General features: G+C 72.1%; 15 protein-coding genes. 11 read left to right on the forward strand and 4 right to left on the reverse strand.

Annotation, left to right across the window (positions count from 1 at the left end):
• Positions 1-16 precede the first annotated feature (16 nt).
• The 4 genes from secD (at position 17) to BOQ63_RS34110 (ending at position 6,155) form a co-directional block, all read left to right on the forward strand.
• Entirely contained in the window at positions 17-1,864 is a 1,848-nt protein-coding gene (gene secD, locus BOQ63_RS34095) for a protein translocase subunit SecD (RefSeq protein WP_030553663.1), read from the forward strand.
• Positions 1,865-1,868: 4 nt separating this feature from the next.
• Positions 1,869-2,966 carry a protein translocase subunit SecF gene (gene secF, locus BOQ63_RS34100; RefSeq protein WP_030286359.1) on the forward strand — a complete coding sequence of 366 codons (1,098 nt, stop codon included), beginning with the start codon at positions 1,869-1,871 and terminating at the stop codon, positions 2,964-2,966.
• Positions 2,967-2,994: 28 nt separating this feature from the next.
• Positions 2,995-3,543: an adenine phosphoribosyltransferase gene (locus BOQ63_RS34105; RefSeq protein WP_030286360.1), complete on the forward strand. Its 549-nt coding sequence runs from the start codon at positions 2,995-2,997 to the stop codon at positions 3,541-3,543.
• 170 nt (positions 3,544-3,713) lie between these two features.
• Entirely contained in the window at positions 3,714-6,155 is a 2,442-nt protein-coding gene (locus BOQ63_RS34110; protein ID WP_370863223.1) for a RelA/SpoT family protein, read from the forward strand.
• A 69-nt stretch (positions 6,156-6,224) separates the two neighbouring features.
• On the opposite strand, the gene BOQ63_RS34115 is transcribed toward BOQ63_RS34110, so the two are convergent.
• Together BOQ63_RS34115 and BOQ63_RS34120 are read right to left on the reverse strand one after the other, a co-directional pair.
• A complete protein-coding gene (locus BOQ63_RS34115) occupies positions 6,225-7,454 on the reverse strand; it encodes a DUF349 domain-containing protein (RefSeq protein ID WP_030286365.1) in 1,230 nt (409 codons plus the stop codon).
• A gap of 264 nt (positions 7,455-7,718) precedes the next feature.
• Entirely contained in the window at positions 7,719-8,564 is an 846-nt protein-coding gene (locus tag BOQ63_RS34120) for a peptidylprolyl isomerase (protein WP_030286367.1), read from the reverse strand.
• Positions 8,565-8,801: 237 nt separating this feature from the next.
• On the opposite strand from BOQ63_RS34120, the gene BOQ63_RS34125 reads away from it, so the two are divergent.
• From BOQ63_RS34125 to rpsD, 7 genes are all read left to right on the forward strand, one after another.
• Positions 8,802-9,509: an MBL fold metallo-hydrolase gene (locus BOQ63_RS34125; RefSeq protein ID WP_030286369.1), complete on the forward strand. Its 708-nt coding sequence runs from the start codon at positions 8,802-8,804 to the stop codon at positions 9,507-9,509.
• 11 nt (positions 9,510-9,520) lie between these two features.
• Complete coding sequence (gene hisS, locus BOQ63_RS34130) at positions 9,521-10,783, forward strand: histidine--tRNA ligase (RefSeq protein ID WP_030286371.1); 1,263 nt, start codon at positions 9,521-9,523, stop codon at positions 10,781-10,783.
• Complete coding sequence (aspS, locus tag BOQ63_RS34135) at positions 10,780-12,570, forward strand: aspartate--tRNA ligase (protein WP_030286373.1); 1,791 nt, start codon at positions 10,780-10,782, stop codon at positions 12,568-12,570. Before hisS ends, aspS begins: the two co-directional genes overlap by 4 nt.
• Positions 12,571-12,663: 93 nt before the next feature.
• Entirely contained in the window at positions 12,664-13,182 is a 519-nt protein-coding gene (locus BOQ63_RS34140; RefSeq protein WP_030286376.1) for a GNAT family N-acetyltransferase, read from the forward strand.
• Between the two features lie 100 nt (positions 13,183-13,282).
• Positions 13,283-14,101 carry a polyphosphate kinase 2 gene (gene ppk2, locus BOQ63_RS34145; RefSeq protein ID WP_030286378.1) on the forward strand — a complete coding sequence of 273 codons (819 nt, stop codon included), beginning with the start codon at positions 13,283-13,285 and terminating at the stop codon, positions 14,099-14,101.
• Positions 14,102-14,437: 336 nt separating this feature from the next.
• Positions 14,438-15,856, forward strand: a complete 1,419-nt coding sequence (locus BOQ63_RS34150) for a replication-associated recombination protein A (RefSeq protein ID WP_223886115.1) — start codon at positions 14,438-14,440, stop codon at positions 15,854-15,856.
• A gap of 310 nt (positions 15,857-16,166) precedes the next feature.
• Positions 16,167-16,781, forward strand: coding sequence for a 30S ribosomal protein S4 (gene rpsD, locus BOQ63_RS34155; RefSeq protein ID WP_030056230.1), 615 nt, complete (start codon positions 16,167-16,169; stop codon positions 16,779-16,781).
• A 91-nt stretch (positions 16,782-16,872) separates the two neighbouring features.
• Here the strand turns inward: rpsD and BOQ63_RS34160 are convergent, their stop codons facing one another.
• Together BOQ63_RS34160 and BOQ63_RS34165 are read right to left on the reverse strand one after the other, a co-directional pair.
• The gene (locus BOQ63_RS34160; protein WP_033349864.1) at positions 16,873-17,190 is read right to left on the reverse strand and encodes a tetratricopeptide repeat protein; all 318 of its coding nucleotides are present in this window, start codon (positions 17,188-17,190) and stop codon (positions 16,873-16,875) included.
• A gap of 48 nt (positions 17,191-17,238) precedes the next feature.
• Entirely contained in the window at positions 17,239-19,473 is a 2,235-nt protein-coding gene (locus BOQ63_RS34165; RefSeq protein ID WP_150476217.1) for an ATP-binding protein, read from the reverse strand.
• Positions 19,474-19,617 lie beyond the last annotated feature (144 nt).

Raw genomic sequence — 19,617 nt, forward strand, 5'->3', positions numbered from 1 at the left:
GGGAGAAACGAGCAAGGTGGCAACACCCAAGTCGCGCCCGCGCGACGGCTACCCAGGGCGGGCGCTGGCCCTCATCCTGGTCGTCACCGTCGGACTGGTCGCCCTCATGTTCGGGACGGGCAACACCAAGCCCCGGCTCGGTATCGACCTCGCCGGCGGCACCAGCATCACGCTGACCGCGAAGTCGACCGATCCCAAGGCGGTCAACAAGTCCAACATGGACATCGCCACCGGGATCATCGAGCGCCGGGTCAACGGAATGGGTGTCTCCGAGGCGGAGGTCCAGACCCAGGGCTCGGACACGATCATCGTGAACATCCCCAAGGGCGGCGACCGGCAGAACGCGGCGGACCAGGTCGGTACCACCGCGAAGCTGTTCTTCCGTCCGGTCCTGGCCGTGGCGCCCAGCGGCATCACCGCGCCGGCGCCCACCGGCACCCCGTCCGCCGGCGCCTCCGGCAGCCCGAGCGCCGCCCCCTCGGGCAGCGCCACCCCGTCGGCCTCCGCCAGCGCGGGTTCCTCCGCGAGCCACGCGCCGACCGCCTCCGCGAGCGCCACCAAGCAGGGCCGCTCCGTCGGTGAGGCGCTGGCCGCCGAGGCCGCCAGCCCGTCGGCCGCCGCCACGGGCGCGAGCACCGCTCCGTCCGCCGCCGCCTCCGGCTCGGCCGCCCCGTCCGCCTCCGGCGCCCCGAGCGCCCAGGCCACCCAGCCGAGCGCCGCCGACCTGAGCGCCGCGATGACCCAGGGCACCGTCCCGCCGGAGCTGCAGGCCGCCTTCGCGAACCTCGACTGCTCCAAGCCCGAGGTCCGCGCGGCGCAGACCGGCGCCGACGACAAGGCCATGGTCGCCTGCTCGCAGAAGCCCGAGAACGGCTACTACGAGAAGCTGGCGCTCGGCCCCGCGGCCGTGAAGGGCTCGGACGTCTCGAAGGCCCAGCCGAGCCTGGACACCCAGACCGGTGCCGGCTGGCAGGTGCAGCTGCAGTTCAACGGCACCGGCACCGACGCCTTCGCCAAGGTCACCGGCCAGCTGGCCACCCAGACCCCGCCGACCAACCAGTTCGCCATCGTGCTGGACAACCAGGTCGTCTCGCACCCGCAGGTCAACGGTCCGATCCCGGGCGGCAGCGCGGTCATCACCGGTCGCTTCAGCCAGGCGGAGGCGCAGGACCTGTCCAACGTGCTGAGCTACGGCGCCCTGCCGCTGGAGTTCGCCAAGAGCGACATCACCACCGTCTCCCCGGCGCTGGGCAGTGACCAGCTCAAGGCCGGTCTGGTGGCGGGCGCGATCGGCATGCTGCTGGTCGTCGCCTACTCGCTGGTCTACTACCGCGGCCTCGGCCTGGTCTCGATCGCCGGTCTGGTCGTCTCGGCGGCCCTGACCTACTCGATCATGAGCCTGCTCGGCGGCGGGATCGGCTTCGCGCTGAACCTGCCGGCGGTCTGCGGCGCGATCGTCGCGATCGGTATCACCGCCGACTCCTTCATCGTGTACTTCGAGCGCATCCGCGACGAGGTCCGCGAGGGCGCCCCGCTGCGCCCGGCGGTCCAGCGGGCCTGGCCGCGCGCCCGGCGCACCATCCTGGTCTCGGACTTCGTGTCCTTCCTCTGTGCCGCCGTGCTCTACGTGGTGTCGGTCGGCAAGGTCCAGGGCTTCGCGTTCACCCTGGGTCTGACCACCGCGCTCGACGTCGTGGTGATCTTCCTCTTCACCAAGCCGCTGATCACGCTGCTGGCCCGGCGCAAGTTCTTCTCCGACGGCCACCCGTGGTCCGGCCTGGACCCCAAGCGGCTGGGCGCCCGCCCGCCGCTGCGCAGCAGCCGTCGTCGTAGCCCCTCCTCTGCCGCCGTGAAGGAGGCCTGACACCGTGTCGCGCTTCTCCAATCTGGGCCACCGGCTCTACCAGGGCGAGGTCAGCTTCGACTTCGTCGGGCGCCGCAAGCTCTGGTACTCCATCTCCGGCGTGATCGTGCTGGTCGCGGCGATCGGCCTGGCCATGGGCCTGCACCTGGGCATCGAGTTCAAGGGCGGCTCGGTCTACACCGTGACCAAGCCGGGCCTGACGGTCTCGCAGGCGCAGGAGAAGGCCGACCAGGTCACCTCCTCGCACCCGCTGGTGCAGTCGACCGACAACAACAAGATCCGCATCCAGGTCAGCACCGACGAGCCGAAGAGCTCCGACGAGGTCCGCTCCCAGCTCGCCGAGAAGATCGGCGTGCCGCTGGACACCGTCGAGGCCCAGGTCATCGGCCCCAGCTGGGGCAAGCAGATCTCCAACAAGGCGATCACCGGCCTGATCATCTTCATGGTCCTGGTGACGGTCTACCTGGCGATCGCCTTCGAGTGGCGGATGGCGGTGGCCGCCCTGGTCGCCCTGATCCACGACCTCCTGATCACCATCGGCGTCTACGCCCTGGTGGGCTTCGAGGTCACCCCCGGTACGGTGATCGGCTTCCTGACCATCCTCGGGTACTCGCTCTACGACACGGTCGTCGTCTTCGACACCGTGAAGGAGAACACCAAGGGCCTCACCAAGCAGAACAAGCTCACCTACAGCGAGGCGGCCAACGCCGGCCTCAACCAGACCCTGGTGCGCTCGCTCAACACCACCGTGGTGGCGCTGCTGCCGGTCGCGGCGCTGCTGTTCATCGGCGGCGGCTTCCTGGGCGCCGGCACCCTGAACGACATCTCGCTCGCGCTGTTCATCGGCCTCGCGGCCGGTGCCTACTCCTCGATCTGCGTCGCCACCCCGCTGCTGGCGCAGCTCAAGGAGGAGCAGCCGGAGATGAAGGCGCTGCGCAAGCGCGTCCTGCAGCACCGGGCCGCGGCCGCCAGGGCGGAGGTCACGGACGCGGTGGCGACGGACGGGGGCGCGGACGAGGACCAGCCTGCGGGTATGGTCGGTCAGCGCGGCCGGTCGGCCGGCACCACGCGTGCCAAGGGCCGTCCGTCCACCAAGCGCTGAACCCGAACCGAAGGAACCCACCACCGTGATCACCGCCGACACCGCACTGGCCGAGTTGCTGAACAGCCGGATCCGGGACGTCCCGGACTACCCGAAGCCGGGTGTGCTGTTCAAGGACATCGCGCCGCTGCTCGCCGACGCCGAGGCCTTCGGCGCCCTCACCCGGGCGCTCGCGGACCGGGCGAAGGAGCTCGGGGCGACCAAGGTGGTGGGCCTGGAGGCGCGCGGCTTCGTGCTGGCGGCCCCGGCCGCGGTCGCGGCCGGGCTCGGCTTCGTGCCGATCCGCAAGCAGGGCAAGCTGCCCGGCGAGGTGTTCCGGCGCTCGTACGAGCTGGAGTACGGCTCGGCGACGCTGGAGGTGCAGCGCGACGCCTTCGCGCCCGGCGAGCGGGTGCTGGTGGTGGACGACGTGCTGGCCACCGGCGGCACCATAGGTGCCTCGCTGGACCTGGTGAAGGAGGCCGGCGCCGAGCTGGTGGGCGTCGTGGTGCTGATGGAGCTGGGCTTCCTGGACGGCCGCGAGCGGCTGGCCGGGCACCTGGACGGCGCCCCGCTGGAGACGCTGGTCACGGTCTGAGGATCATGACGGAGGGACGGCGGTCGGATCATCCGACCGCCGTCCCTCCGTTTCCGGGCCCGGCCGGATGAACACCGGGCCGCCCGGCTCGGTACCATGAAGATTCATCCCCTCCCGGTTGTGCCCGGACGTCACGGGCCCGGCAGGGATCGGCCACGGTGCCCCGAGGAGTGTCCTTGCCCGACGAGGTTGTGCCCACGGCCGCAGCGGCCGCCGCCGAGAACCGCCCCACGCCCTCGGAGGCCACCCCGGCACGCCCCACACCGACCTCCTCGCGCCCCTCCGCCCCGCTCGGCCGCGGTTCCGGCAGCGGCGGCGGCATGCGCGCCCGGCTGGCCCGCCTGGGCGGCCAGCGTTCCAGCGTCCTGAACCCCGTCCTGGAGCCGCTGTTCCGCTCGATCCGGGCGAACGACCCCAAGGCCGACCCGGCGCTGCTGCGCGACATCGAGCGCGCCTACGCCGTCGCCGAGAAGTGGCACCGCGGACAGAAGCGCAAGAGCGGCGACCCGTACATCACCCACCCGCTGGCCGTCGCCACCATCCTCGCCGAACTCGGCATGGACGCGCCGACGCTGATGGCCGGGCTGCTGCACGACACCGTCGAGGACACCGACTACGGCCTGGAGACCCTGCGCAAGGACTTCGGCGACTCGGTGGCCCTGCTGGTCGACGGCGTCACCAAGCTGGACCGGGTCAAGTTCGGCGAGGCCGCGCAGGCCGAGACCGTCCGCAAGATGGTCGTGGCGATGGCCAAGGACCCGCGGGTCCTGGTGATCAAGCTGGCCGACCGCCTGCACAACATGCGCACCATGCGCTACCTCAAGCGGGAGAAGCAGGAGAAGAAGGCCCGCGAGACGCTGGAGATCTACGCCCCGCTGGCGCACCGGCTGGGCATGAACACCATCAAGTGGGAGCTGGAGGACCTCGCCTTCGCGATCCTCTACCCCAAGATGTACGACGAGATCGTCCGGCTGGTCGCCGAGCGCGCCCCCAAGCGGGACGAGTACCTGGCGACCGTCATCGACCAGGTCCAGGTGGACCTGCGCGGCGCCCGGATCACCGCCTCCGTCACCGGCCGGCCGAAGCACTACTACTCGGTCTACCAGAAGATGATCGTCCGGGGCCGGGACTTCGCCGAGATCTACGACCTGGTGGGCATCCGGGTCCTGGTCGACACCGTCCGCGACTGCTACGCGGCGCTGGGCACCATCCACGCGCGGTGGAACCCGGTGCCGGGGCGGTTCAAGGACTACATCGCGATGCCAAAGTTCAACATGTACCAGTCGCTGCACACCACGGTGATCGGCCCCGGCGGCAAGCCCGTCGAACTCCAGATCCGCACCTTCGACATGCACCGGCGGGCCGAGTACGGCATCGCCGCGCACTGGAAGTACAAGCAGCGCGCGGTCGCCGGGGCCTCCAAGGTCCGCACCGACACCCCGACCCAGGTCCGCAAGGACGACAAGGCCGGCGCCGTCAACGAGATGGCCTGGCTGCGGCAGCTGCTGGACTGGCAGAAGGAGACCGCCGACCCGGGTGAGTTCCTGGAGTCGCTGCGCTTCGACCTGGCCAGCAACGAGGTCTTCGTCTTCACCCCCAAGGGCGACGTGATAGCGCTGCCGGCCGGTGCCACCCCGGTCGACTTCGCCTTCGCGGTGCACACCGAGGTCGGCTACCGGACCATAGGGGCCCGGGTCAACGGGCGGCTGGTGCCGCTGGAGTCGACCCTGGAGAACGGCGACACCGTCGAGGTGTTCACCTCCAAGGCGGAGAACGCCGGCCCCTCCCGGGACTGGCTGGGCTTCGTCAAGTCCCCGCGCGCCCGCAACAAGATCCGCGCCTGGTTCTCCAAGGAGCGCCGCGAGGAGGCGATCGAGCACGGCAAGGAGGCGATCGTCCGGGCGATGCGCAAGCAGGGCCTGCCGATCCAGCGGATCCTGACCGGCGACTCGCTGGTCACCCTGGCCCACGAGATGCGCTACCCGGACATCTCCTCGCTCTACGCCGCCATCGGCGAGGGCCATGTCGCCGCGCAGAACATCGTCCAGAAGCTGGTCCAGGCGCTCGGCGGCGAGGAGGGTGCCACCGAGGACCTCGCCGAGACGGCCACCCCGACCCACGACAACCGCCGGGCGGTGCGCCGCCGGGCCAAGGGCGACCCGGGCGTGATCGTCAAGGGCGTCGAGGACGTCTGGGTCAAGCTGTCCCGCTGCTGCACCCCGGTGCCGGGCGACCCGATCGTCGGCTTCGTCACCCGCGGCAACGGCGTCTCGGTGCACCGCGCCGACTGCGTCAACGTCGAGTCGCTGAGCCAGCAGCCCGAGCGCATGATCGACGTCGAGTGGGCGGCCACCCAGTCCTCGGTGTTCCTGGTGGCGATCCAGGTCGAGGCGCTGGACCGCTCCCGGCTGCTCTCGGACGTCACCCGGGTGCTCTCCGACCAGCACGTCAACATCCTGTCGGCGGCGGTCCAGACCTCCCGGGACCGGGTGGCGATGAGCCGCTTCACCTTCGAGATGGGCGACCCCAAGCACCTGGGCCACGTGCTCAAGGCGGTGCGTGGCGTCGAGGGCGTCTACGACGTCTACCGGGTCACCTCGGCCCGCAAGTGACGGCATGAGGAAGGCCCCCGGGGGAGCGCCCCGGGGGCCTTCGGCGTTTCTACGGCCAAGCGGCCAAGATCAGCCGCTGAACTCCTCCTGGCTCCTGTGCGCCTGCTCCAGCAGGGTCTGCACGCCCGCCAGCTCGGACTCCAGCTTGGCCGCCTTGCCGGCGTTGCCCGCCGCGCGGGCCTTGTCCAGGTCGGCCCGCAGCTTGTCGGCCTTCGCCTCGAACAGGCCCACCATGCCGGCCGCGCGGGCCTTGGCCTCCGGGTTGGAGCGCTTCCACTCGGCGTCCTCGGCCTCGCGGATGGCCCGCTCGACCGCGTTCAGCCGGCCGTCCAGCTTCGGGCGGACGTCGCGCGGCACGTGGCCGATGGCCTCCCAGCGCTCGTTGACCTCGCGCAGCGCGGCCTTGGCGGCCTTCAGGTCGGTGATCGGCAGGATCGCCTCGGCCTCGGCGGCCAGCGCCTCCTTGAGCTTCTGGTTCTCCACCTGCTCGGCGTCCCGCTCGCTGAACACAGCGGAACGGGCCTGGAAGAAGACGTCCTGCGCGCCGCGGAACCGTGCCCACAGCTCGTCCTCGACGTCCCGCTGCGCCCGGCCGGCGGCCTTCCAGCGCGCCATCAGGTCGCGGTAGGCGGCCGCGGTGGCGCCCCAGTCGGTGGACGAGGAGAGCGCCTCGGCCTCGGCGACCAGCGCCTCCTTGGTCTGCCGGGCCTGCTCGCGTTCGGCGTCCAGCGTCGCGAAGTGCGCCTTGCGGTGCTTGGAGAAGACCGAGCGGGCGTGCGAGAAGCGGTGCCACAGCTCGTCGTCGCTCTTGCGGTCCAGCCGCGGCAGGCCCTTCCAGGTGTCCACCAGGGCGCGCAGCCGGTCCCCGGCCTCCCGCCACTGGGTGGACCCGGCGAGCTGCTCGGCCTCGGAGACCAGGGCCTCCTTGGCGGCGCGGGTCTCGTCCTGGGCCTTGGCGCGGGCGGCCTTGCGCTCCTCCCGCCGGCTCTCGATCTCACCGGCGAGCGTGTCCAGCCGCTTGGCCAGCGCGTCCAGGTCGCCCACCGCGTGCCCCTCGGTCACCTGCGCGCGGAGGTGCTCCAGCGCGGTCTGGGCGTCCTTGGCGGCCAGGTCGGTGGTGCGCACCCGCTTCTCCAGCAGGCCGATCTCCACCTCGATGCCCTGGTACTTGCGCTCGAAGTAGGCGAGGGCCTCCTCGGGCGAGCCGGCCTGCCAGGAACCGACCACGCGTTCGCCGTCGGCCGTCCTGACGTACACCGTGCCCTGCTCGTCCACACGGCCCCACGGGTCGCTGCTCATAGCGCGTCCTCCACATGACGTCGCGCCCGCGCCGGGGCGGCGCGCGACCGTCGTCCACAGTTGATGTGCGGCGGACCGATGAGCCCGCCGTCCCCGTCCGCCGCGTCCTGCTGCCGAGGGTGACGGCCAGGCGGGTGCGGGCACCCTATACAACGCCAACATAGGCGACCAGGCCCGGTGCTGTCCGCATCCGGGCCGGGCGATTTCGGTCCGGGGCCCGGCGGGAGCGCTTCACGCGCCCGCCGCCGACGGCCCCGGGATCGGTCAACCCTTGGACACCGTAACCGAGTTGAAGGTGACGTCGGCCATCGGGTGGCCGTCCGAGCCGCCCTCGAGGGTGCCCGCGGCGGCGATCTTCTGGACCACGTCCAGGCCGCCGGTGATCTTGCCGAAGGGGGTGTAGTTCGGCGGCAGCTGGGTGTCCTTGTAGACCAGGAAGAACTGGCTGCCGTTGGTGCCCGGGCCGGAGTTGGCCATCGCCACGGTGCCCGCCGGGTAGGTCGCGCCGGTCAGGTTCTCGTCCGCGAACTTGTAGCCGGGGTTGCCCGTGCCGCCCGGCACGGTCGCGCTGGCGGTCGGGTCGCCGCACTGGAGCACGAAGATGCCGTCGGTGGTCAGGCGGTGGCACTTGGTGTGGTCGAAGTACTGCTCACCGGCCAGGAAGTTGAACGAGTTCACGGTGTGCGGGGCCTTGGCCGCGTCCAGCGCGACGGTGACCTTGCCGCAGTTGGTGTCCAGCGCCATGGTGTACGAGGCGTTCTGGTCGATCGACATGGCCGGCTCGGCCTTGAACTGCTTGCCGTTGGGCGAGCCCGGCGCGGGGGCGGCGCAGCCCTCGACCGGCTTGCGGGTCGGCGCGGCGGTCGGGTCGGCCCGGGTCGGCGCGGCCTGAGGGGAGGCGGCGGCCGAGGCGCTCTTGTCCTTGTCGTCCGAACTGAACGCGCCGGTGGCGAACAGGGTGCCGCCGCCGGCCAGCACCACGACCGCGAGCGAGGCGCCCAGGATCGTGTTGCGGCGCCTGCGGGCGGCCGCCGCCTCGGCGCGGCGCTGCATCTGGCGCTCGTACTTCTCGCGGGCGAGCTGCCGCCGCCGCTGTTCGCTGCTGACCACCGGCCGTGTCTCCTGAGCATGTGCGGGAAAAGTGGATGGTTCCGGAGCGGATCATCGCATCCATCGGCGGCCAAGTGTAGGGACCGGGCCCTAAGAACACCGTGAACGCCTCCGGCGGCCGGACCGGTCACCGCGTATCTGGTTCGCAACCGGACCCGTACCGCCGGTAGGCTTCCCTTACGTCATCACTACTGGTAGCCACCGCAGCCCCCCGCCGCACAGACCCGAAGGACGCGCGTGTTCATCGCCGGATTCCCCGCTGGAGCCTGGGGCACCAACTGCTACCTGGTCGCGCCGGCGGCGGGCGAGGAGTGCGTCATCGTCGATCCCGGTCACCAGGCCGCCCGCGGCGTCGAGGAGCTCGTCCGTGAGCACCGGCTCAAGCCCGTCGCCGTGCTGCTCACCCACGGCCACATCGACCATGTCGCCTCGGTCGTCCCGGTCTGCGGAGCCCGCGGTGTCCCGGCCTGGATCCACCCCGAGGACCGGTACATGATGTCCGACCCGGAGAGGTCGCTCGGCCGCTCCCTGGGCACCCAGCTGATGGGCGAGATCACCGTCGGCGAGCCCGACGACGTGCGCGAGCTCACCGACGGCAGCGTGCTGGAGCTGGCTGGCCTGCAGCTCACCGTGGACCACGCCCCGGGCCATACCGGGGGGTCGGTGACCTTCCGGACGCCCGGTGCCGAGGACCTCCCCCCGGTGCTGTTCTCGGGCGACCTGCTGTTCGCCGGCTCCATCGGGCGTACCGACCTCCCGGGCGGGGACGGCGAAGCGATCATGCGCTCGCTGGCCCGGGTGTGCCTGCCCCTCGACGACTCCACCGTGGTCCTCTCCGGCCACGGCGGTCAGACCACCATCGGCCGCGAGCGCGCCACCAACCCCTACCTCCGACAGGCAGCGGGGGCGGCCGGCGCCCCGGCTTTCCCGCGACGAGGAATGTGACGGAAGAGAAGTTGAGCACCTTCACCGCCCCCAAGGGCACCTACGACCTGCTGCCCCCCAGCTCCGCGACCTTCCTGGCGATCCGCGAGCGCATCGCCGCGCCCGCCCGCCGGGCCGGTTACGGCTACGTCGAGACCCCGGTCTTCGAGGACGTGAAGCTGTTCTCGCGCGGCGTCGGCGAGTCCACCGACATCGTCTCCAAGGAGATGTACACCCTCACCACCAAGGGCGGCGACGAGCTCGCGCTGCGCCCGGAGGGCACCGCCTCGGTGCTGCGCGCCGCGCTCCAGGCCAACCTGCACAAGCAGGGCAACCTGCCGGTCAAGCTCTGGTACTCGGGCTCGTACTACCGCTACGAGCGCGCCCAGAAGGGCCGCTACCGCCAGTTCTCCCAGGTCGGTGCCGAGGCGATCGGCGCCGAGGACCCGGCGCTGGACGCCGAGCTGATCATCCTGGCCGACGACGCCTTCCGCTCGCTGGGCCTGAGCAACTACTCGCTGCTGCTCAACAGCCTCGGCGACAAGCAGTGCCGCCCGGTCTACCGCGCCGCCCTGATCGAGTTCCTCGCCGGTCTGGACCTGGACGAGGACACCCGCCGCCGCGCCGAGATCAACCCGCTGCGCGTGCTGGACGACAAGCGCGAGTCGGTGCAGGAGCAGCTGGTCGGCGCCCCGATGCTGCGCGACTTCCTGTGCGAGGAGTGCAAGGCGTACGACGAGAAGGTGCGCGAGCTGCTCACCGCCAACGGCGTGGCCTTCGTCGACGACCCGAAGCTGGTCCGCGGCCTGGACTACTACACCCGCACCACCTTCGAGTTCGTCCACAACGGCCTCGGCGCCCAGTCCGCGATCGGCGGCGGCGGCCGCTACGACGGCCTGTCCGAGATGATCGGCGGCCCGGCGCTGCCGTCCGTCGGCTGGGCGCTCGGCGTGGACCGCACGTACCTGGCGCTGGAGGCCGAGGGCGTCGACCTCGACCTGCCGGCCGCCACCGCCGTCTACGCCGTCGCGCTCGGCGAGGAGGCCAAGAACGTCCTGTTCGCCAAGGTGGTCGAGCTGCGCCGGGCCGGCGTGGCCACCGACCTCGCCTTCGGCGTCAAGAGCATCAAGAACGCCATGAAGTCCGCCGACCGGTCCGGCGCCCGCTTCGCCCTGATCGCCGGTGACCGGGACCTCGCCGAGGGCGTCGTCCAGCTCAAGGACATGAGCACCGGCGAGCAGACCCCCGTCGCCCTCGACGCACTCGTCACCACCCTGAAGGAGAAGCAGCTGTGATCCGCACGCACGACGCGGGCACGCTCCGCCCGGAGCACGCAGGCACCACCGTCACCCTGGCCGGCTGGGTCGCCCGCCGCCGCGACCACGGCGGCGTCGCCTTCATCGACCTGCGCGACGCCTCCGGCACCGTGCAGATCGTGGTCCGCGACCTCGACTCGGTGCACGGCCTGCGCGCCGAGTACTGCGTCAAGGTCGTCGGTGACGTCCGGGTGCGCCCCGAGGGCAACGAGAACCCGGACATCCCGACCGGCGCCGTCGAGGTCGTCGTCAGCGACATCGAGGTGCTCTCCGAGGCCGCCCCGCTGCCGTTCCCGGTCGCCGAGTACGAGCCCGGCACGGTCAACGAGGAGGTCCGGCTGCGCTACCGCTACCTGGACCTGCGCCGCGAGGGCCCGGCCAAGGGTCTGCGGCTGCGCTCGAAGGTCAACAACATCATCCGCCGGGTGATGGAGGAGAACGACTTCCTCGACATCGAGACGCCGTACCTCACCCGCTCCACCCCCGAGGGCGCCCGCGACTTCCTCGTCCCGGTCCGCCTGCAGCCCGGCCACTGGTACGCGCTGCCGCAGTCGCCCCAGCTGTTCAAGCAGCTGCTGATGGTGGCCGGCATGGAGCGCTACTACCAGATCGCCCGCTGCTTCCGCGACGAGGACTTCCGCGCCGACCGGCAGCCGGAGTTCACCCAGCTGGACATCGAGGCCTCCTTCGTCGACCAGGAGGACATCCTGGCCCTCGGCGAGAAGATCGTCGGCGCCATCTGGCGCGAGGTCCACGGCTACGAGATCCCCAACCCGCTGCCGCGGATGACCTACGCGGACGCCATGGGCCGCTACGGCTCCGACAAGCCGGACGTCCGCTTCGGCCAGGAACTCACCGACCTCACCGAGTACTTCAAGGGCACCGAGTTCCGGGTCTTCCAGGCCCCGTACGTCGGCGCCGTGGTCATGCCGGGCGGCGCCTCGCAGCCGCGCAAGCAGCTGGACGCCTGGCAGGACTGGGCCAAGGCGCGCGGCGCCAAGGGCCTGGCCTACGTGCTGATCGACGCCGAGACCGGCGAGCTGCGCGGCCCGGTCGCCAAGAACCTCTCCGAGGAGCACCTGGCCGGCCTCGCCGCCGCGGCCGGCGCCAAGAACGGCGACGCGGTCTTCTTCGCGGCCGGCAAGGAGCGCGCCTCGCAGGAGCTGCTGGGCGCCGCGCGTCTGGAGATCGGCCGCCGCTGCGGGCTGATCGACGAGTCCAAGTGGGCCTTCCTCTGGGTCGTCGACTTCCCGATGTTCGAGCCGATCGAGGACGACAAGGGCCAGTTCCAGGGCTGGCACGCGGTGCACCACCCGTTCACCGCCCCGACCGCGGAGTCGCTGGACAGCTTCGACACCGACCCGGGCTCGGCCCTGTCCAACGCCTACGACCTGGTCCTCAACGGCTCGGAGCTGGGCGGCGGTTCGATCCGTATCCACCAGCGGGACGTGCAGAAGCGGGCGTTCGACGCGATCGGCCTCTCCGAGGAGGAGGCGGCCTCCCAGTTCGGCTTCCTGCTGGACGCCTTCAACTACGGCCCGCCGCCGCACGGCGGGGTCGCCTTCGGCCTCGACCGGATCGTCACGCTGCTCGGCGGGTACGACACCATCCGCGACGTCATCGCCTTCCCGAAGACGTCCACCGGTGGCGACCCGCTGACCGGCGCCCCGACCCCGATCACTCCGGCGCAGCGCCGCGAGGCCGGCGTGGACGCCCAGCCGAAGGTCCGTGAGGACGCCAAGTCCGAGGCGCAGCCCAAGAGCTGATGACGCGTCATCCGCGCTAACCTGCAACGGCCCCGGACGGTCCACCGTCCGGGGCCGGTCCACAACGTCGTGTGACACAGGGAGGGTTGACTCATGCAGATCACCACGAGAGTCGAGTGTCCGGAGGACGCCCCGGCGACCAGACGCGTCCACATGGCCGCGTTCCCCGGGCCGGACGAGGCGGACCTGGTGGACGCGCTGCGGCGCGACCCCTCCTGGCTGCCCGGACTGTCGCTGGTCGCCGTGGACGACGCGGGGCTGGTGGTGGGGCACGCCCTGCTGACCCGGCTGCAGGTCGGCGACGGCGGCGGGACCGGTGACGCGCTGGCGCTCGCGCCGGTCGCGGTCGCGCCCGAGTGGCAGCGCCAGGGCGTCGGCGAACTCGTCGTCCGGGCCGCGCTGTCGGCCGCCGAGGAGGCGGGGGAGAAGCTGGTCGTGGTGCTCGGCGACCCGGGGTACTACGGGCGGTTCGGCTTCATCCCGGCCGGGCGGCACGAGGTCACCGGCCCCTTCGAGGTGCCGGACGCGTACTTCCAGGTGCTGCCGTTGGCGGCCTACGACGGCGGCCCGCGCGGGCTGTGCCGTTACCCGGAGCCCTTCGTCGCCGTGTAGCCCGTCCGTTCGCTCCGCGCCCTCCGTACGGACCTGCGGGGTCACCGTCCTGCGCCTACGGTGAAGGGTCATCGGCAGGAGTCGAACGGAGGACCCGAGGGTGGCCAAGGAGCGGCGGACCGAGCAGCCGGCACGACTGGCGAGCAAGCCCTACGAGCGGGAGCTGCTGCGGCTGCAGCAGGAGCTGGTGAAGCTTCAGGAGTGGGTGCGGGTCGAGGGTGCCCGTCTGGTGGTGGTCTTCGAGGGGCGGGACGCGGCCGGCAAGGGCGGAGCGATCAAGCGGGTGACGGAGTACCTGAACCCGCGCATCGCCCGGGTCGCGGCGCTTCCCACCCCGACCGAGCGGCAGAAGACCCAGTGGTACTTCCAGCGGTACGTCGAACACCTGCCGGCGGCCGGGGAGATCGTGCTGTTCGACCGCAGCTGGTACAACCGGGCCGGGGTCGAGCGGGTGATGGGCTTCTGCACCGACGACGAGTACTGGCAGTTCCTGCACCAGTGCCCGACCTTCGAGCAGATGCTGATCGAGGCGGGCATCCTGCTGCGCAAGTACTGGTTCTCGGTGAGCGACACCGAGCAGGAGCGGCGGTTCCGGGACCGGCTGGAGGACCCGATGAAGCGCTGGAAGCTCTCCCCGATGGACGTGGAGTCGATCACCCACTGGGAGGACTACTCACGGGCCAAGGACGAGATGTTCGTCCACACCGACGTCCCGCAGTCGCCCTGGCACGTGGTGGAGAGCGACGACAAGCGGCGGGCCCGGATCAACATGATCGCCCACCTGCTCTCCTCCGTGCCGTACCGCGAGGTCGCCCCGCCCCGGATCGAACTGCCGCCCCGGCCCTCCTCGCGCGGCTACCAGCGGCCCCCGCGCGATCTGCAGAAGTACGTTCCGGACCACGCTGCCGGACTGGAGTAGACGGGCCCCGCCGGGCGCTGCTCCTGACCCGGCCAGGACGGGCGAGGCCACCGAGGTCTTCCGGGACCGGGTGCTTCCGGTGCTGGAGAAGAGCTCGGGGTTCGTGACGGCCGCGATGCCGGCCGACCGCACGACCGGCCGGCCGCGGGCGCGATCTTCGCCGGCCAGGAGGGCCTCGAGGCCTCGCGGGGCCCGACGGCCGACTCCCGGGCGCAGGCGCCGGCCGCGCTTGGTGGCACCCCGCGGTCGCCGGAGGGGTTCGAGGTGGTGCTGCTGGACCGGCCCCGCACCATCGGACCAGGCCGACGTGTCAGTCGCCTCAACTAGGCTTCCGGTGTGGACGAACCGGACCTCTTCACCGCCGCTGCCGAGGAACGCCAGACCAGGGAGCCCGGCCGGGCGCCGCTGGCCGTACGGATGCGCCCGCGCACCCTGGACGAGGTGGCCGGGCAGCGGCAGCTGCTGAAGCCCGGCTCGCCGCTGCGGCGCCTGGTGGCGAACTCGCGCGGCCCGGCGGCCACCAGCTCGGTGATCCTCTGGGGGCCGCCCGGCACCGGCAAGACCACCCTCGCGCACGTGATCAGCCAGGCCGTGGAGGGCCGCTTCGTCGAGCTGTCCGCGATCACCGCCGGGGTCAAGGAGGTCCGGGCGGTGATCGACGGCGCCCGGCGGGCGGTTGGCATGTCCGGCCGGGAGACGGTGCTCTTCCTGGACGAGATCCACCGCTTCTCCAAGGCCCAGCAGGACTCGCTGCTGCCGGCCGTGGAGAACCGCTGGGTCACCCTGATCGCGGCGACCACCGAGAACCCGTACTTCTCGGTGATCTCCCCGCTGCTGTCCCGCTCGCTGCTGCTCACCCTGGAGTCGCTGACCGACGACGACATCCGGGCGCTGCTGCGCCGCGCGGTGGCCGACGAGCGCGGTCTGGAGGGCGCGCTGGAGCTGACCGCGGAGGCCGAGGACCACCTGGTGCGCCTCGCCGGCGGGGACGCCCGGCGCGCGCTCACCACACTGGAGGCGGCGGCCGGGGCGGCGCTGGAGAAGGGCGAGGCGAGCATCACGCTGGCCACCACCGAGACGGCCGTCAACCAGGCGGCGGTGCGCTACGACAAGGACGGCGACCAGCACTACGACGTGGCCAGCGCGCTGATCAAGTCGATCCGCGGCAGCGACGTGGACGCCACCCTGCACTACCTGGCCCGGATGATCGAGGCGGGGGAGGACCCGCGGTTCATCGCCCGGCGGCTGATGATCTCGGCCAGCGAGGACGTCGGCCTGGCCGACCCGACGGCGCTGCAGACGGCGGTGGCGGCGGCCCAGGCGGTGGCGCTGATCGGCTTCCCGGAGGCCCGGATCATCCTCTCCCAGGCCGCGATCGCGCTGGCCCTGGCACCCAAGTCCAACTCGGCCTACCTGGCGATCGACGCGGCGCTGGCGGACGTCCGGCAGGGGTTGGCCGGTGCCGTCCCGCCGCACCTGCGGGACGCCCACTACGGCGGGGCGGGCAAGCTCGGCCACGGCAAGGGCTACCAGTACCCGCACGACCTGCCGGAGGGCATCGCGGCCCAGCAGTACGCGCCGGACTCGGTGCACGGGCGGGAGTACTACCGGCCGAACCGGCGCGGCGGCGAGGTCCGGTACGCGGACACCGTGGAGTGGACGCGTGGGCGGCTGCGGGGGGAGCGCAGGGTGGACAAGAAGACCGAGAAGCCCGCCGAGAAGGCCGAGCAGCAGCCGGGGGAGAACGGCGAGTAGCAGCGGGTATACTCGGTCGGAGTGCCATGTCCCGGGACGGCGGCGGGGGAGACCCCACCGACCGGCCGCACCAGCGGGACACCGGCCGTAGGCCTCCCCAGGGAGGCCCGCACCAGGAGCGTCGCGCACCGTTTCGGTGTCGCGGACGGCCCGGCTTCCGGGTCCTTCGTGTGACCAGCACTTCTCGTGCCCGGCTCCGGAGAGCGGCTGATCCCTTCGCGCAGGCGGCGGGGTTTTCTCCGGGCCGCGACATGCGACCTCCGTCAACACCTGGTGAAAGCCGTATTCGTAAGCAAGGAAGGTTTGGTTCATGGCGAACCAGAAGCGTCCCAAGGTCAAGATCGCGCGTGCGCTCGGCGTGCCGCTGACCCCGAAGTCCGTCAAGTACTTCGAGGCCCGCCCGTACCCGCCCGGCCAGCACGGCCGTGGCCGCAAGCAGAACTCGGACTACAAGGTCCGTCTGCTCGAGAAGCAGCGTCTGCGCGCCCAGTACGACCTGAGCGAGAAGCAGATGGCGCGCGCGTTCGACCGCGCGAAGAAGGCCGAGGGCAAGACCGGTGAGGCGCTCGTCGCCGACCTGGAGACCCGTCTGGACTCCCTGGTCCTGCGTTCGGGCATCGCCCGCACCATCTACCAGGCCCGCCAGATGGTCGTCCACGGCCACATCGAGGTCAACGGTGGCAAGGTCAACAAGCCGTCGTTCCAGATGAAGCCGGGCTACGTGGTCACCGTCCGCGAGCGCTCCAAGGAGAAGGTCCCCTTCCAGGTCGCCCGTGAGGGTGGCTACGCGGGTGAGGGCCAGACCCCGAAGTACCTCGAGGTCAACCTGAAGGCCCTGGCCTTCCGCCTGGACCGTGCGCCGCAGCGCAAGGAGGTCCCGGTGATCTGTGACGAGCAGCTGGTCGTCGAGTACTACTCGCGCTGACCCGCGCTCGGTTCCGCCGACCGCGAAACCGCAGCGAACCCCCGTCGCCCTTCGAGGCGGCGGGGGTTCGCTGCTTCTGCCGTGCCGGCGGTCAGACGGTCTCGCCGGTCATCGCGGCGGCCAGCCGCAGGTGCGGGCGGGCCTCCGCGGCGCGGCCCTGGCGCTCCAGGGTGCGGCCGAGCATCAGCCGGGCGTAGTCCTCGGCCGGGTCGAGGTCGAGGATCCGGCGCAGCTCCGCCTCGGCGCGCCCGAGCTGGGCGGAGTGGAAGTAGCTGCGGGCCAGCAGCAGCCGGACCGAGAGGTTGGCCGGCTCCTCGGCCAGCACGCCTTCCAGCATGCGGGCGGCGTCGGTGTACGCCTTGGACTCGAAGTAGAAGTTCGCGAGGCGGTACTCGTCGTGGACGGCCATGGTGCTCCTTCCGGGCAGATCCTTGCCTCCTCAAGCAATCCGCAAGCTTCAGCTATTCCGCGCCGGGGCCGGCGCCGGTGCGGGCGGTGCCGAGCACGGGCCGGGGCCGGCCTCCGGGCCGTCCCACGGGCCCCCGCCGCCGAGCGCCCGGCAGACGGCGGCGTCCAGGTCCAGCCGCCCGCCCGCCCGGTAGCACTCCTCGTACTCCTGCTCGCTGAGCCCGGCCCGGGCCCGCTCGGCGCACTCCTCGTGGGTGCCGAAGAAGGAGCGCGAGCCCAGGAAGGGGTTGCCGACCGCGCGCCAGATCCGGTGCGCCGCGCCCTGGAGCACCCGGGCCTCGCACAGGTCGGCCGGCTCGCCCGGGCCGGCCGGTTCGGTCTCCAGCAGCGCCAGCAGGTCGATCCCCAGCACGATGCCGAGCAGGTCGTGGAAGTGGTGGTTCAGCCGGACGCACTCGCGGGCCAGGGCGCGGGCCGGCCGGACCGCCCCGTTCAGGTAGCGCGAGTACGCCGTCGCGTACAGCACGTAGGCGTACGCCCACTGCTCGCCGTGCTCCTCGCAGACCTCGCGGGCCTGCCCGAACCAGAGCTCGCCGCTGTCCGGTTCGCCCTGGAACAGGTAGGCGAGGCCCAGCTCGATCATGGCCATCACCACGTTGCTGTTGAGCTCGCCGATGGTCCGGTAGTGCCAGAGCGCCTCCTCGAACAGCTCGGCGGCGCGCTGCGGGTCGTCGCCGATCAGCGCGGCGCAGCCCTGGCGGTGCACGGCGTAGGCGAGGGCCCGGTCGTCGCCGGTGTCCAGGGCCTGGCGGCGGCACTCCTCCAGGGCGGGCCGGGCGGTGCCGAGGTCGCCCTGGAGGGTGGCCATGTAGCCGGTCACCCACAGGGCCTTGGCCCGGGCCTCGGTGGGTTCGCGGTCCAGGGCGAGCGCGCGGTCCAGCCAGTGCCGGCCCTCGCCGAGGTGGCCGCAGCCGACCCAGTAGAACCAGAGGGTGCCGGCCAGCAGCAGGGCGATCTGCTCCTCGCCGGGCTCGGCGAGGCAGAACTCCAGCGCGGCGCGGAGGTTGGTGTGGGCGAGCCGGGTGCGCCGGGCGGTCTCGGGCTGCCGGGGGCCGAACCACTCGACCTCGCCCCAGGTGGCGACGCCCAGGTACCAGTCGCGGTGGCGGCGCAGCAGCCGCTGCTCCTCGCCGGTGGCGCGCAGCCAGTGGGCGCCGTACTCGCGGAGGGTGTCCAGCAGCCGGAAGCCGATGCCGACGTCGCTCTCCTCGCGCAGCACCACGGACTTGGCGACGAGTTCGTCGAGCAGGTCGAGGACTTCCTCGGCCTCGATGCCCTCGCCGGCGCAGACGTACTCGGCGGCCTCCAGGTCGAAACCGCCGGCGAAGACCGACAGGCGAGCCCAGAGTAAACGTTCCTGCACTGTGCACAGCTCGTGGCTCCAGCCGATCGTGGTGCGTAGCGTCTGGTGCCTCGGCAGGGCCGTCCGGGAGCCGCCGGTGAGCAGCCGGAAGCGGTCGTCCAGCCGGGCCGTGATCTGCTCCACCGACAGCGCCCGCAGCCGTCCGGCGGCCAGCTCGACGGCCAGCGGGATGCCGTCCAGCCGGCGGCAGAGCAGGCCGACCGCCTCCGCGTTCGCCTCGGTCACCTCGAAGGACGGCACCACCGCCCTGGCCCGGTCGGCGAACAGCCGCACCGCGTCCGGCAGTGGGCCCGGGCCCACCCGCTGGGCCGGCAGCGGGCCGACCGGCAGCGGACCGACCGGCAGCGGGGCGAGCGTCAGCAGGTGCTCGCCCGAGGCCCGCAGGGCGGCGCGGCTGGTGGCCAGCACCCGCAGGCCGGGCAGCGCGCGCAGCAGCGCGTCGGACAGCTCGGCGCAGGCCTCCACCAGGTGCTCGCAGCCGTCCAGCACCAGCAGCAGGCGGCGCCCCGCCAGGTGCTCGCCCAGCACGTCCAGCGGCGGGCGGGCGGTGCCGTCGGTCAGCCGCAGCGCCTCCAGGACGGCATGGCCGAGCAGCAGCGGGTCCTGCACCGGGGCCACGTCCACCAGCCAGGTGCCGTCCGGGAAGGCCCCGGCCGCCCGGGCCGCCGCCCGCAGCGCGAGCCGGCTCTTGCCGACCCCACCGGGCCCGGTCACCGTCACCAGCCGGGCGCGGGCGAGCAGGCCCGCCAGCTCGGCCAGTTCCCGCTGCCGCCCGACGAAGCCGGTCACCTCGGCCGGCAGCCGGCCGGGCTCCGGCTCGCGCGGCCACGCCGCGGGCTGTGCTGTCCAGTCGCCGCCCAAGCCCTGCTCCCCGTTGTTCCGTGCCCGGACCGCGGCGGGCCCGGACGTGCGTCGGGCCGTACGGCCGACGGCCCGCCTGGCAGAACGAGGTGACCGGCCGGTAGGTTACGCGCGCGGTTCGCACACCCGGACGAGGCCACGGCC

This window comes from Streptomyces viridifaciens (assembly GCF_001888885.2).
Lineage (GTDB): Bacteria > Actinomycetota > Actinomycetes > Streptomycetales > Streptomycetaceae > Kitasatospora > Kitasatospora aureofaciens.

Coding starts and splice junctions, on each gene's coding strand:
- BOQ63_RS34115 (WP_030286365.1), bottom strand. CDS start 7,454: ATGAGCAGCGACCCGTGGGGCCGTGTGGACGAGCAGGGCACGGTGTAC.
- BOQ63_RS34160 (WP_033349864.1), bottom strand. CDS start 17,190: ATGGCCGTCCACGACGAGTACCGCCTCGCGAACTTCTACTTCGAGTCC.
- rpsD (WP_030056230.1), top strand. CDS start 16,167: ATGGCGAACCAGAAGCGTCCCAAGGTCAAGATCGCGCGTGCGCTCGGC.
- BOQ63_RS34140 (WP_030286376.1), top strand. CDS start 12,664: ATGCAGATCACCACGAGAGTCGAGTGTCCGGAGGACGCCCCGGCGACC.